The 13,151-nt window shown below is 29.7% G+C and carries 14 protein-coding genes; 11 read left to right on the top strand and 3 right to left on the bottom strand.

Annotation, left to right across the window (positions count from 1 at the left end):
* Positions 1-43 precede the first annotated feature (43 nt).
* The 3 genes from ACZ098_RS12270 to ACZ098_RS12260 form a co-directional block, all read right to left on the bottom strand.
* Positions 44-334, bottom strand: coding sequence for a helix-turn-helix domain-containing protein (locus ACZ098_RS12270; protein WP_487312038.1), 291 nt, complete (start codon positions 332-334; stop codon positions 44-46).
* 1,224 nt (positions 335-1,558) lie between these two features.
* Positions 1,559-2,389 carry an RteC domain-containing protein gene (locus ACZ098_RS12265; RefSeq protein ID WP_487312037.1) on the bottom strand — a complete coding sequence of 277 codons (831 nt, stop codon included), beginning with the start codon at positions 2,387-2,389 and terminating at the stop codon, positions 1,559-1,561.
* Between the two features lie 32 nt (positions 2,390-2,421).
* A complete protein-coding gene (locus ACZ098_RS12260; RefSeq protein ID WP_487312036.1) occupies positions 2,422-4,851 on the bottom strand; it encodes an aminotransferase class I/II-fold pyridoxal phosphate-dependent enzyme in 2,430 nt (809 codons plus the stop codon).
* Between the two features lie 223 nt (positions 4,852-5,074).
* On the opposite strand from ACZ098_RS12260, the gene ACZ098_RS12255 reads away from it, so the two are divergent.
* The 11 genes from ACZ098_RS12255 to ACZ098_RS12205 all read left to right on the top strand — a co-directional run bounded on the left by ACZ098_RS12255 (position 5,075) and on the right by ACZ098_RS12205 (position 13,119).
* Positions 5,075-5,458, top strand: a complete 384-nt coding sequence (locus tag ACZ098_RS12255) for a DUF7793 family protein (protein WP_487312035.1) — start codon at positions 5,075-5,077, stop codon at positions 5,456-5,458.
* Positions 5,459-5,551: 93 nt separating this feature from the next.
* The gene (locus ACZ098_RS12250) at positions 5,552-6,466 is read left to right on the top strand and encodes a helix-turn-helix transcriptional regulator (RefSeq protein WP_487312034.1); all 915 of its coding nucleotides are present in this window, start codon (positions 5,552-5,554) and stop codon (positions 6,464-6,466) included.
* Positions 6,467-6,624: 158 nt separating this feature from the next.
* Positions 6,625-6,951 carry a hypothetical protein gene (locus ACZ098_RS12245; RefSeq protein WP_487312033.1) on the top strand — a complete coding sequence of 109 codons (327 nt, stop codon included), beginning with the start codon at positions 6,625-6,627 and terminating at the stop codon, positions 6,949-6,951.
* Between the two features lie 6 nt (positions 6,952-6,957).
* Positions 6,958-7,587, top strand: coding sequence for a hypothetical protein (locus ACZ098_RS12240; RefSeq protein WP_487312032.1), 630 nt, complete (start codon positions 6,958-6,960; stop codon positions 7,585-7,587).
* A 3-nt stretch (positions 7,588-7,590) separates the two neighbouring features.
* A complete protein-coding gene (locus tag ACZ098_RS12235; protein WP_487312031.1) occupies positions 7,591-8,481 on the top strand; it encodes an HTTM domain-containing protein in 891 nt (296 codons plus the stop codon).
* Positions 8,471-8,827, top strand: a complete 357-nt coding sequence (locus ACZ098_RS12230; protein WP_487312030.1) for a DCC1-like thiol-disulfide oxidoreductase family protein — start codon at positions 8,471-8,473, stop codon at positions 8,825-8,827. The genes ACZ098_RS12235 and ACZ098_RS12230 overlap by 11 nt, the downstream gene beginning before the upstream one ends.
* Positions 8,828-9,089: 262 nt before the next feature.
* Positions 9,090-9,635, top strand: a complete 546-nt coding sequence (locus ACZ098_RS12225) for a DUF4199 family protein (RefSeq protein ID WP_487312029.1) — start codon at positions 9,090-9,092, stop codon at positions 9,633-9,635.
* A gap of 95 nt (positions 9,636-9,730) precedes the next feature.
* Positions 9,731-10,819 carry a serine hydrolase gene (locus ACZ098_RS12220; protein WP_487312028.1) on the top strand — a complete coding sequence of 363 codons (1,089 nt, stop codon included), beginning with the start codon at positions 9,731-9,733 and terminating at the stop codon, positions 10,817-10,819.
* A gap of 215 nt (positions 10,820-11,034) precedes the next feature.
* Positions 11,035-11,424 carry a helix-turn-helix transcriptional regulator gene (locus tag ACZ098_RS12215; protein ID WP_487312027.1) on the top strand — a complete coding sequence of 130 codons (390 nt, stop codon included), beginning with the start codon at positions 11,035-11,037 and terminating at the stop codon, positions 11,422-11,424.
* A 166-nt stretch (positions 11,425-11,590) separates the two neighbouring features.
* Positions 11,591-11,821, top strand: a complete 231-nt coding sequence (locus ACZ098_RS12210) for a hypothetical protein (RefSeq protein ID WP_487312026.1) — start codon at positions 11,591-11,593, stop codon at positions 11,819-11,821.
* Positions 11,822-12,951: 1,130 nt separating this feature from the next.
* The gene (locus ACZ098_RS12205; protein ID WP_487312025.1) at positions 12,952-13,119 is read left to right on the top strand and encodes a hypothetical protein; all 168 of its coding nucleotides are present in this window, start codon (positions 12,952-12,954) and stop codon (positions 13,117-13,119) included.
* Positions 13,120-13,151 lie beyond the last annotated feature (32 nt).

Raw genomic sequence — 13,151 nt, 5'->3', positions numbered from 1 at the left:
GAATTGAGAATTAGGAATTATTGGTTCGTACCTTTAAATGACCTTATTTGAATAGTGTTGGTGTGGCTGCTACTTTATTTGCTTTTAGAAGTTTTTCGATGTCTGTGTTTTCGTAGTAGAAGGTGCCGCCTATTTTGGTGTAGGTTAGGGTTCCGTTGATTCTTAATGTTTGTAATGTTCCTGGAGAGATTTTTAAAAGCTCAATTACTTCTTTGGATTTTAGCCATTTTTTGTTGTAGGTTGTTTCTCCTGATTGTAGTAATTTTTTAATGTCATTTAAAAGGTCTGTTTTGAATTCTTGAAGGTCTTCTTTTGTTACGATTGCTACTGTCATAGTGTTTGTTTTGGATTAGGTTAAATTGTTATTATTTGACAAATTTCCTTATCCTTTGTTGGTTTTTATCCCAATGGCTTTCGTAGTACCGTGAAAATTTAACAGTATTAATTTTGAATGACTTGATTTTGCTTGAAAAATGGTGGTTGTAAAAGATGCGATTTATTTGTAGTTTAAATATGATGGTTAATGTTTATTATAATTTTAATTACGACTAAAAAAAAATAGTAAAATCTCGATTTTAATGAGGTTTTGCTGCTGGTCGCTTTCGTAGTTACGTATTCGTGTTTTAAGTTCTCGATGAATTTTCAATCCATAAAGCTGGCGCGTTATTGATCGAAAACACTCGAACTGACGGTATTAGTGAAATGACGGTAATAGTTAAGAGATGGTTTTGCTTGTCACGTTTACGTATTTAAAGTTCTCGATTAGCTGTGCTCTGTTCGGCAAAGGCCTCGGGTTATTTTCAATCCATAAAGCTGGCGCGTTATTGTTTGAAAACACTCGAAGTGACGGTATTAGTAAAGTAACGTTGATAAGTTCTAATGCCAAATTAAGTTATTACTAATTATTTTCGTTATTACGTATTCGTGTTTTAAGTTCTCGATAAATTTTCAATCTATAAAGCTGGCGCGTTATTGATTTAAAACACTCGAAGTGACGGTAGCGGTGAAATGACGGTAATAGTTAAAAGATGGTTTTGCTAGTCACGTTTACGTATTTAAAGTTCTCGATTAGCTGCGCTCAATTTGGCAAAAGCCTCGGGTCATTTTCAATCCATAAAGCTGGCGCGTTATTGTTTGAAAACACTCGAAGTGACGGTAGTAGTTGATTGACGTTGAAAAGGTTTGATTCCACATAAGGTTTGTACGCTGTTGGGTTACTTAGTCAAGTTTTCGTATTATAAGTTCTCGATTAGCTGCGCTCTGTTCGGCAAAAGCCTCGGGTCATTTTCAATCAATAAAGCTGGCGCGTTATTGTTTGAAAACACTCGAAGTGACGGTATTAGTAAAGTAACGTTGATAAGTTCTAATGCCAAATTAAGTTATTACTAATTATTTTCGTTATTACATATTCGTGTTTTAAGTTCTCGATTAGCTGCGCTCTGTTCGGCAAAAGCCTCGGGTCATTTTCAATCCATAAAGCTGGCGCGTTATTGATTGAAAACACTCGAAGTGACGGTAGCGGTGAAATGACGGTAAGGTTTACATGATTGTGTTGGAATTAAAGATCTTCTCTGGACATTTTTTGCTGTAGGTTTAGGGTTAATTCTTCTAGGAATTTGGTTTTACTACTTTTTCGTGCTTTGATTTCAGTGTAGGTTTTATAGATGTTGTCTAATTTGATATTGAAAAAATCTTCAAAGGAAGAGGTGATCATGTTTATATCTGCTGCACCGTGATTGATTGCGCCATTTGAGAATAGCGCATAAATCAATTCGGTTAAAGCTGTTTTAGGACCAGTCCAGACTAGTACTTTGTGTTTCTTTTCGTCAAAGATATCCGAATCATTTACTTTGAGTTTTTTAAGTTCTTGTCGGATGTAATGAATGAAACGGTACATTGCTTTTACTTTTGCCCACAGCATGTCTTGTGAAGTTGTAAATTCTGGGAACTGGTAGTAATCTGTCATTGGTGTGAATGGGAAATTATCTCGGTGGTTTCTGGTGAAGAATTGGTGGTCGAGGTAGTTGTAGCCTTGTTCCATGTAATGAACGAAATCGGCGTTTTTGTAAAAGAACTTGTTGATTTTGCGTAATTCTTTTTGAAAGAATTGCACTTTATACGAGTTACCCGCTTTAGGCATTCTTAATTCACAAGAACGGACTTCAGTAAAATATATTAGCAAACTCATTGGTATAGGTTTGACATTCTTGAAAAAATCAATCTCTTCGGGAATGGTATTGAAATCTTTTTTATCGACTATATCTTTTAATTCGGTTAGTGTCTTATTACATACTGTTATACCGCTTCCTGCTTTGCTGAGCGTTGTTTCGTTTGATTCGAGAATTTCGTTACAAATAGTATTAAATGTATCTATCGTCTTTTTTAACATCGTTTATAGTATTAGTTATCAATAGGTGTCGATTATTTTTTGATGGATTTGTATTCGTTTTGTAACGTACTCATGACTTCCATTGCATAATTGTCTCTGGTTTGTATGTAGGCCACTTTGGGAATTGCTGTGGCTCCTAATTTTCTTTTTTCAAACGATGCCGATACTCCAAAATCTATTTTTGGAATGTTTAGTGTGTTGGCTCTTTTTATGGTTTGAAATAATAACTGACGGTATAATTGGAATTCTTTGGCCCATTTGTAATCCATCCCAATCAATTCCGGGACATAAGCGTTTTTATCATTTTTGTAGCAAAACATGACTCCGGTAAATGGGTTTTCGGTATCGGTTTTCAATGCGACTAAAATGAATTCCCAATTAGGACTATTGTTCATGTTTTCAAAAATCTCGATTGTGTATCTGAATGTATTTATTGCGTAATTGTTCTCTTTTACATTGTTGTAAAGCTGGTATGCTCTTGCTATTTCTGTTTCACTTAATCTATCTTTAATTATGACTTCGTAACTGTTCTCATAAGGAAGAATTTCTTTATTGAAATGTTTGCGAGATCTGGGCGACAAACCATTTGCAAACTCTTCGTTTGTGTTCCAGTTTTTGTTTTGTACAACACACGATTCTGGCATGTTCATTTTGAAATATCCTTGGTCTTGTATTGTTTTGTTCCAAATGTTTTCTTCTTCGAAATCTCTTAAAACTAGCATTTCTGCTTTTAAATCATTGTATTTTTCTTCTATGTTGTTTAACAGTAATTTCCAAGCTTTTTCTAGGGCAGGATGTTCTTCATTGATAAAGTAATGGCTTCCTTCCGTGAATAAACAACCCATGCTCAACACTTTTGAAGTGAGATACAATGGATTTGTTTTTCTTATTTCTTCTAGTTGTACCGAAACTGATTCTGTTGCCAGCATGTCGTCTTTCCATAGTCCGTGCGTGAAAAAAGTCATTAGTATTACTTCGCCGTTATTGTCTTTAATGGTGTAATAGTAAAAATCGCATTGGTTGGTTACTTCTTTATGTTTGCTGAAGGTTTTTTCTAAATACATCATTCCTTCGTAATTGAAAATGTTTTGTTTTCCCATGAAATTATTCCATTCTGATTTATCGATGTCCTGGATGGTAGTTTTCTCCTCTATAAAAAGGTTTTGATTTTGAATTATTTTAGCGGTTTCTGCTTTTTTGAATTCTAATCCAAAAGCCTGTCTGATTTTACTTTCGCTGTTGTTGGTTTCTTCTAGCGCTTTTGGAAAATGGTATTCTATTGCTTCCGCCAAAGCTTTGATGTCTTCCCTGCGATTGTGGCTTGATAATGTAATTCTGATGCCGGTATTCTTTATAGGAACTGCTGGATAAATCCCTAGATTTAAAAAAAAGCCTTCGTTGAAAAGACGGTGTGAAAAGTTGTAGGCTGTGATTGGTGATCCCATTCCGAGAAAGAAAACAGGAGACTCATTTTTTGAAATGATAGGTAAATTTCCATTTGATAGCAATTTATTGAAATAGGCAATTTTATCCGCTAAGTCATTTTGTTTTACTTCAATTTCAGACGATAAGTGAATGTTTGCTGATGCAATTGCTGCTGCTACTGAGGCTGGCTCTAATTGTGCTGAAAAGGTTAATGGTCCACCAAAGTTTTTAATTTTGTCTCTTAATTTTTGATTTTTACAAAACACGGTTGCTCCGCTCGCACCGAAGGTTTTGCTTAATGTACTTACCACGACACAGTTTTCAGGTAGCTCTTTTATGGCGTCAAATATGAACCCTGTTCCGTTTTTTCCTTTCCAACTCATACCGTGTACATCATCGAAATAGAAGTGAAGTTGTTTGTATTTCTCCGCTAGAGCAAATAATTCTGGAATTGGGGCGTAATCGCCAAACATAGAATATACACCGTCTGCCATGTACCATATTTTGTTACATTTACTACTGAGCTGTTTGATTTTATCTTCTAACATGTTGAGATTACTGTGTCGAATCATCTCCACAGGAATTCCTCTCAGTTTTAAAAGTTGACAGGCATTTTGAACACTCCAATGCACTTGATGATCCATGATTACGGCATCTTCATCTCTGATTAGTGTTGGAATTACTGCTAAATGTCCTAGTGTGCTGTTCTTGGTTATGATAGGAGGAATGCCATACATTTGTTCGAGTTTAGTTTCTAGTTCATGGTATAGCGGATGTGAAATATAGGATTTTGATAGCGGAAATTGCGTACCGTAATCTCGTATCGCCTGGATTGCTGCTTCTTTGAGTCGGTCATCCTGTTCTAATCCTAGATAGCCAGTGGTTCCGAAATGAAACATTTCTTTTCCTTTGATTTGGATTGTTCTCCCTGTTAGTATTTTGTCTTCTGCATAGAGGTGTAAAACGCCTTCGTTCTTTGCTCCAGATAAAACTTCATCTACGGTATCGATGAAGTTGTTGTGTTTGATTTTTGCCATTTCTTGGTTTTTTTTAGAGGTTATTTTGTTTAGGGAATTTAAAAGTCATTATAAAATTTGAAAGTATTTTCATGTTATTACTGAATACTCCCAAAAAGACAAGTTAAATTCCCGAATTGACAACAGAAACCTCAATTGGCAACAAATAATCCCAAATTAACAACCATTGTATGTACAAATGTTTCTATTTTTGTTAAATAACTACCCCCTAAACTCTTAAAACATGATTGCAGCCCATGATTTTTATGAGAATGACTTTGCGCAGTTTTGGATTGCCGACGGTGTTCTCTTTTTTACCTATAAGTCCAATATCGCCATTGATCTTAAAGTAGCCCAACGTGTTGTAACGGATCGGATTCATTTTCAAGATGAACGGTCGTATCCTGTTTTATGTGATATTCGAGGCGTTGTTTCTGCTGATAAAGCTGGAAGAGATTATTTAGCACATTCGGGTTCTATATTAACAACCGCGGTAGGACTTATTGTGCATGAAAAAGTATTATTGACCATTGGTACTTTTTATTTACAAATAAGTAAGCCTTCTGTTCCCACGCAGATTTTTACAAATGAAAGTGATGCTTTGGTTTATTTGAGGAGTTTTGTTTAGAAGTTGGAAGCAAGAGGCAAGAGGCAAGAAGCAAGAGGAAAGAAAATAGAATAGAAAAATAGAGAATCGCGATTTGATAGCACAGTAATCATTATGGATAGACCTCATAATCAAGAACGAATTGTTTTCATGCACCAGATGTTGTTTGAGATGGCTCGTGGTAATTTTAATAATCGGATTCCTTTGAGTTCCTTCGATGATGAATTGGAAACACTTGTTGTTTTGATTAATATGGTTGCTGAGGAAATGAAAGAAGCTATTTTTCATGATGGGTATGTAAATGCACACAGCTCTCAAGAATTTGTTACACAAACTACTTTTATACTCAATGCAACTTTTGTTATTCAGAGTTTTACTCCAGAGGTTACTTCTTTTTTGGGTTATTCAGAAAACGAATTACTTGGTAAACCCTTTTGTTCTATTGTAACATCGAAATCTTTGGAGCAGCTGCGTACCGTTTTGGAAGGTGGTATTTCATTGCCTACAACCTTGCCGCTGGATTTTACTACGCAAGACAAATTATTGATTTCTGTTTCCTGCAGTATTGGTAGATTAATTAATCGTTCGGAAATTATTGTTAGTCTTTTGACCCCAGTTCGTAAAAATATTTATACTCCCATGGCCGATGCCGTTGGTGCTGAAAAGCACACTAAAACACGAAAGTCCGATGCTCTTTTGATTCAGAAACTTTACGATTATATTTTAGCGCATCTTGATGAACCACTTCCATCATTGAAAGAATTGTCTCGTGTATTTGGTACGAACGAGCATAAATTAAAAGACGGTTTCCGCCATTTTTTTAAGACTAGTATTTATCAGTTTTACAATGAAGAACGTTTGAAACGCGCTCATTATATGATTCAGCATACGGCGTTACCGCTAAAAAGTATTTCTGTTATGAATGGATTTAATAACTATCCCAATTTTTCAAAATCCTTTAAGAAATATTTTGGATGTTCGCCTTATGAAGTTAAGCGGCTTATGTTTCTAGATCAGAGTCTTGAATAAGAGATTTTATACTACTTTTTTTTAGAACTCCTTTTTACTTTTTATGTGAAAATTAAAATTTTAAAATAATATCAATTTTAAGTATTTTAAGTCACTTTTAAGCGTGTGTTTATTAATTAATTTTAGTTTGTTTGTAGTGTTAACAATTTAAAATAAAAATGATGAATTTATTTAGTAAGAAAATTGCAATGTTTAGTGTATGTGCTTTTGGAGCGACATTTTTAATGAGTTTTGACCAAAAAGCTGATGATTATGGACAGTCTGTGCAGGTTTATTCAAACGCTCAAGTAAATGGTAAAATTGAAGCACCAGCTATCACTGGTTTGGTTAGAGCTGCTGTTGGATTTACAAGAGTTGCAGTTCGAACTGCAACACATTTAACACCAGAGGTTGAACAAATGACTTATACTATTTTTGGAGTTGCTGATAGCGGAAACGGAAATGTTGAATTAAAAAATGAAAAGCTTTATAATTTAGATAAATAAAATTATATGTTTAGATATGTTTTTTCAACCCTGATTTCAGGGTTGTTTTTATTTTATGGAATTGCAACTTTAGTATTTTCTACTCCTGATAACTATATAAATATTAGTTTAATTGAATATAATGAAAAATTTAATACTTTCTTTTATCAAAGATGGGGTTTTTTTGCACCACCACCACAATCGAATGATAGACTTTATTATGTTTTTGAAAAAAAGACTAATAAAGCAGAGATTATTGTTTATGAGGTGATTGAACCATTATTAAAGCAAAAATGTAGTAAAGCACCATTTAATGGGAATGAAGATTTGGTAGATTACTTAATATCAAATTCTATTTACTTGATAACGGATGGTATAAGAGCGGTACGAGAATCATTTGAATATGATGCAAAATTAAAAAATAAAAAAGTTGATGAATTTGAGTTAACAAAAAAAGTAAACAAAGTTATTGAGACTACAAAACCATTTATGACACTTCTAAATTATTCAAAAAAAGTTGCATTAAATAATAAATTAGAATACGATGATTATAATGTTTATTTAAAAATAACGCAAAAGAAAATACCTAAATTTATAGATAGGTATAAAAAAAATCTTAATGAAGATGAACAATTAATTTTTGATAGCTCAAATTAAATTATGAAAAAGTTTATAGATAATTTTAGTATTGACAACAAATTTAGTTTTTACTCTGCATTTTTTAGAATATTTATTTGTTTTCATTTGCTTAAAAAAGTATTTCTGTCATGGGAATATAAAGATTTGTTATATATGTCAAAATCATTTTTTGTACATGAAGAATCAGGATTTTTTGATTTTTTTAATATCAATAGTTTGATTATTAGAGATAATTTTCAATTTTTTTATTTAGCGTATATAATTCTTATTTTATTTTATTTTTTTGGAATTGGTAAAAATGCAACAGCATTTGTTTTGTTTATTTTCTATGAAATTTTGCAGAATTTATGCCCGAGTATTTTAAATGGAGGTGATAATTTATTGAAGTTTATTATGATTTATATGATTTTTATTGATTCATATAATTATTTCGCAATTAAACCAAAGTTTTTTAAAAACGTCGAATATTTTAAGTTTAATGTTTTTTTATCAAATCTTGGCGGTTATTCAATTTGCATACATTTATGTTTGGCTTATTTTATTTCTGCAATACATAAAATTCATGCCGATTTTTGGTTTAACGGAATAGCGACTTACTATACAATGTCTTTAGAAAGGTTTAGAGGAACTAGTTATAATTTATCACTTGCAAAAAATGCAATTTTTGTTACATTATCAACGTATGCAACGATAGTAATTGAATTATTTTATCCTGCTTTAGTATGGTTCAAGAAGACAAAGAAGTTAATAATTATTTTAGCAATAATGTTACATATATCGATTTATGTTTTTATGATGATATATGATTTTCAATTGGTATTTATTTTTGTTCAAGGATTTTTTATTGCAAATACTGATTGGGAAAAGTTTTATGAAAAAATATTAGAAAAAATGAGTAGATATGGTAAATAAACTTACAATATACATTGATGGATGGTGTCCGATTTGTAAAAAGTTTAAAAGAATTGTAACTAAATTAGATTTTTTTAAACTCATAGTAGTTGAAGATATCAGGACTTCTGATATTTTAGATGAGAAAAAAATTAAATTGATGTTTTCAAAATCAAGTAATGATTTATCGTTTTATGGTTTTGATAGTATTTTTGAAATAAACAAACGGCTTGTGATTTTATGGGTTTTATTACCATTTACATTTGTCTTAAAAATAACAAAAATTGGAAGTTTTTTATATAATGAGCTTTCAGTAAAAAGAAAAATAATTCAATTAAGTTGTGATAATAAATGTAAACTAAATTAACGTATGAAAATAATTTATATAATATTATTCTTTGTGATTTATCACTATATTTTGAATTTCTTCTTCATGCAAATGAATGATTCAAAATTAATGTTTTATGTAAAAAAAGCTTTTACAATGTCAATCTTAAGTTTTGGAATTTTATTGCCAATTTTAATACTATTTTTAATATTAAAAGTTGATGACTATAAATATTCAGGATTTATTTTTGCAATTTCATTTATTTACACAAAATTTTTCTTTAACTATAAAATTTTAAAAAATGATTCAAAAAATTAAAAAAGAAATGCCTTTAATTGAAATGGGCTTTTTGATTGGTGTGGTTACTTTTTTGTTTACACTTTTAACAACTACATTATGGCAAAATGAAGGAATTAGTATGAGTGAAACAATAATGTTACCATTAATAGGAGGTTTTTACTTATTTCTATCAATAATAATTGTAAATATTATAGGTATTAATAATGTTAGAAAGAAAATTGTAAAGAATGGTGAACAACCAATAAAAAAACTTTTTCAAATATTAATTGTTCTTTTCATTTCAATTTTCGTCTACACTTTGTTCGATTCAATTTACTTTTTATTTGATAATTCTTTGTCAAAGGATTATGCAAGTTCTTTAGAATTACTATTACAGTCTTCGGGTGAAAAAACTGATGATATTAAGGATTTTGAGAAGTTACCCTTTAGTGTTCAAAATATATTTTCTAGCATTTTCTCCGCAATTATATCAGGACTAATTTCTTTACCATTTATTAAAAAAGATGGTGAAATTTTTAAAAGTAAAAGCAATAATTACTATAGGTAAATATCTTACATTAATTATAAAAGACTATATAAATATGATAATAGTATTTATGTTGTCTTTTTTCATTTGTTTAAATAAATTTAAAAGCATTATAGATGGTAAAAAGAATGTTTATACTTTCAGTAGTGATCATTTTAATAATAATTTCTATAATAATTTTTAATGATTATGTTTCTGGCCCGAATGAGAATACGGTTCTTGATTTTATTAAAAAAAATCCAAGCAGAAGTGCAATACTTTTGCAAAGAAACGATAGTATTTTAGCCATTCAAAATTCACAAAAAATTATGCCTTTGGCTAGTACAGTTAAGATAATAATTGCAATTGAATATTCTTATCAAGTTAAAAATAAAATAATAAATCCTGATGAAGAAGTTAATTTAAAGGATGTAAACAAATTTTATATTAAAGACACTGACGGAAATGCACACCAAAGTTGGATAAAATCGGTTTCAAATAAAATATCAAACAATAAAACTACGATAAGAGAAATTGCAAAAGGAATGATAAAATTTAGTTCTAATGCAAACACCGAGTGGTTAATTGAAAGGCTAGGGATCAAAAAGATTAATTCAAGAATTAATGCTTTAGGATTAAAAAATCATTCCCCAATTTATTATATTGTTTCTGCTTTATTTGTATCAACTGAAATTTATCCTAGATTAAAATATGAGGAACTTAACAGTAAAATGAAATTACTTTCTAATGAAAAGTATATTGCAATATCAAATTCAATCCATACAAAACTAAAAACAGATTCTTGTTATAAGAAGAAAATAGGTAATTTAAATTTTGATATTCAAAAAATTTGGTCTGGTAATTTGCCTCGTTCAACAGTTTATGAGTATGTAAGTGTTATGAAAAAGATAAATAGTAGAGTTTATTTTGATAGCACAACACAAATGCATTTAGACGAATTGATGGAATATGTTTTAGACAATCCAAAAAATATAAAAAATAAAGCACGTATTGGAATGAAAGGAGGTTCTACAGCATCTGTAATAACAAAGGCGCTTTACTCAACGGACAAAGAAGGCAATAAAACAGAACTTGCATATTTTTTTAATAATTTAACACTACTTGAAACTATAAAACTGCAAAAAAGTATAAAAAAATTCGACCTAAAAATATTGACAAATGCAGAATTTAGAAAATCTATTGGAGCAAATTTTAAAAACAATTAACCATTTTCAAAAGTATTTTTAGAAAATGCTATAGAAATGTTTAATTTATTAATTTTAAATGGAAAGTATTAAGAAAAACTATATTATTAATAGATTCTCTTTATGCGTAATATTGTCATAAGGTTTCTGCCAACTGCAGTATAGGGAGGTTAATTAATCGTTCCGAAATTATTGTTAGTCTTTTGACACCCGTTCTTAAAAATTATTATACTCCCATGACCGATTCCGTTACTCTTGAAAAGCATATTAAAACACGAAAGTCCGATGCTCTTTTGATTCAGAAACTTTACGATTATATTTTTGCGCATCTCGATGAACCACTTCCTTCATTGAAAGAATTGTCTCGTGTATTTGGTACGAACGAGCATAAATTAAAAGACGGTTTCCGCCATTTTTTTAAGACTAGTATTTATCAGTTTTACAATGAAGAACGTTTGAAACGCGCTCATTATATGATTCAGCATACGGCGTTACCGCTAAAAAGTATTTCTGTAATGAATGGATTTAATAACTATCCCAATTTTTCAAAATCCTTTAAGAAATATTTTGGATGTTCGCCTTATGAAGTTAAGCGGCTTATGTTTCTAGATCAGAGTCTTGAATAAGAGATTTTAAATCATTTTATATTTAGAAATTAAACTTTTCTTATAGTTAAAAATCAAAATATTAAAAAAAATTATCTATTTTAATCATATTGCGTCAAATTATAGCAAGTCATTTTTTTTATTGTTCTTTAACTTCGAGAATCATTAATATCTAAAATTTTTTATTATGAAAAAATTAGAATTAAATCAGATGGAAAATCTGGAAGGTGGATTAAGCGGATGTGCATGGATGGGTATTGCTGGTGGAGTTATAGGAATAGCTTTATTAGCATCACCAGCCGGTTGGATTTATGCTGGTGGCGTTGCAGCAGCAGGGTATACAACTGGCGGAGGTATTCTAACTGCATTTGGTGCTTCATTTGGAGTTGTTGGAATTGGATGCGGAATTAAGGATTAATTTAATATGCTGTATGGTTGCAATGGTAATCATACAGCATAAATTTAAAATTAGATGAAAAATTATAATTTTTTATTTTTGTACTTTACAGTTTTTGGGTTATCTTATCAAAGTATAATAAACGGAGGAGTTGGAAATAAGTTAATAGATTCTGTTTTAATATCATTTTTTTTTGTTTTTACTTATGTTAATATTTTTAGTTTAAAAATATATAATTTTAAAGAAAATAGAATAATTATTCCTGCAATAATAATTACGAGTAGTTTTTATTTTTATAAAGTCAGTTATTTTTTATTATTTTTTTATTTTTTTATTGTATCATATTTAGTTTTCTTTAAAAATATTATAGGAACATATAGTCCAGTTAAATCAGTTTTTAAGAATTTTTATAAGTTTTCAAATAAAATTGATATCATTTTTATTGTATGCTTTGTAATTTTTGCTTTTTATTTAAGAATTAATAATATATAATAGATTTTGCATGAGATTATTATTACTGATTCTTAGTTACATTATAATATCTTATATATCTACTTTTTTATTTAATGCAGATAAGCTTTTATCTGACTCATTATCAAATAATTTAACAAATATTGAAATAACTAATTATCTAGAATTGCAAAAAAAGTGGCAATCGTTATCCTATTTTGTAATACCTTTTTTTTAATTATTAAAATATTTTGTATCACTAATATAATTTATATCAGTACATATTTTTATAGCAGAACAAAAATTACCTATCATCAATTATGGGATATTGTAGTAAAAGCTGAATTTATTTTTTTATTTGTTGGTATTTTAAAGATATTTTGGTTTTATTTTATTCAAACTAAATTTACTTTATCCGATTTACAATCTTTTTATCCATTATCTGCGCTCAACTTGATTGGTTATAAAAATATAGACAATTGGTTTATCTATCCATTACAAGTTATAAATTTATTTGAAGTGGTTTACTGGTTATTGTTATCATCTTATATTGGGAAAATAGCAAGTCCAACCATTATAAACCTAAATCACAATAAATACCCAATGGATTTTGGTTTAAAAATAATTACAATTAGTTATGGTTCATCATTATTCCTATGGGTTTGTGTTGTTATGTTTTTTACTTTAAATTATTCGTAAAAATGACAAAAATCAGAAAGTATTTTTTAATTGCCTATGTTATTATGATTATTGGACATGTTGTTTTATACTTAATGAAAGAAGAAAGTTTGACTTCTTTTATTTTGGATATTGTAGCAATGATTTGTTTAATAATTAGTGTAATTGTTTCTAAAGGAAAGGAAGGATGAAAAAATATTTTAAAATAATAATCCCTATCCTT

Source organism: Flavobacterium sp. SP2, assembly GCF_057626655.1.
This window is presented reverse-complemented; position numbering and strand designations above follow the sequence as displayed.

Excerpts from the sequence above, each read along its gene's own strand:
- ACZ098_RS12205 (WP_487312025.1), top strand. The coding sequence starts at position 12,952 with ATGACAAAAATCAGAAAGTATTTTTTAATTGCCTATGTTATTATGATT.
- ACZ098_RS12225 (WP_487312029.1), top strand. The coding sequence starts at position 9,090 with ATGATTCAAAAAATTAAAAAAGAAATGCCTTTAATTGAAATGGGCTTT.
- ACZ098_RS12260 (WP_487312036.1), bottom strand. The coding sequence starts at position 4,851 with ATGGCAAAAATCAAACACAACAACTTCATCGATACCGTAGATGAAGTT.
- ACZ098_RS12230 (WP_487312030.1), top strand. The coding sequence starts at position 8,471 with ATGGTAAATAAACTTACAATATACATTGATGGATGGTGTCCGATTTGT.
- ACZ098_RS12245 (WP_487312033.1), top strand. The coding sequence starts at position 6,625 with ATGATGAATTTATTTAGTAAGAAAATTGCAATGTTTAGTGTATGTGCT.
- ACZ098_RS12210 (WP_487312026.1), top strand. The coding sequence starts at position 11,591 with ATGAAAAAATTAGAATTAAATCAGATGGAAAATCTGGAAGGTGGATTA.
- ACZ098_RS12240 (WP_487312032.1), top strand. The coding sequence starts at position 6,958 with ATGTTTAGATATGTTTTTTCAACCCTGATTTCAGGGTTGTTTTTATTT.
- ACZ098_RS12215 (WP_487312027.1), top strand. The coding sequence starts at position 11,035 with ATGACCGATTCCGTTACTCTTGAAAAGCATATTAAAACACGAAAGTCC.
- ACZ098_RS12270 (WP_487312038.1), bottom strand. The coding sequence starts at position 334 with ATGACAGTAGCAATCGTAACAAAAGAAGACCTTCAAGAATTCAAAACA.
- ACZ098_RS12265 (WP_487312037.1), bottom strand. The coding sequence starts at position 2,389 with ATGTTAAAAAAGACGATAGATACATTTAATACTATTTGTAACGAAATT.
- ACZ098_RS12235 (WP_487312031.1), top strand. The coding sequence starts at position 7,591 with ATGAAAAAGTTTATAGATAATTTTAGTATTGACAACAAATTTAGTTTT.
- ACZ098_RS12250 (WP_487312034.1), top strand. The coding sequence starts at position 5,552 with ATGGATAGACCTCATAATCAAGAACGAATTGTTTTCATGCACCAGATG.
- ACZ098_RS12255 (WP_487312035.1), top strand. The coding sequence starts at position 5,075 with ATGATTGCAGCCCATGATTTTTATGAGAATGACTTTGCGCAGTTTTGG.
- ACZ098_RS12220 (WP_487312028.1), top strand. The coding sequence starts at position 9,731 with ATGGTAAAAAGAATGTTTATACTTTCAGTAGTGATCATTTTAATAATA.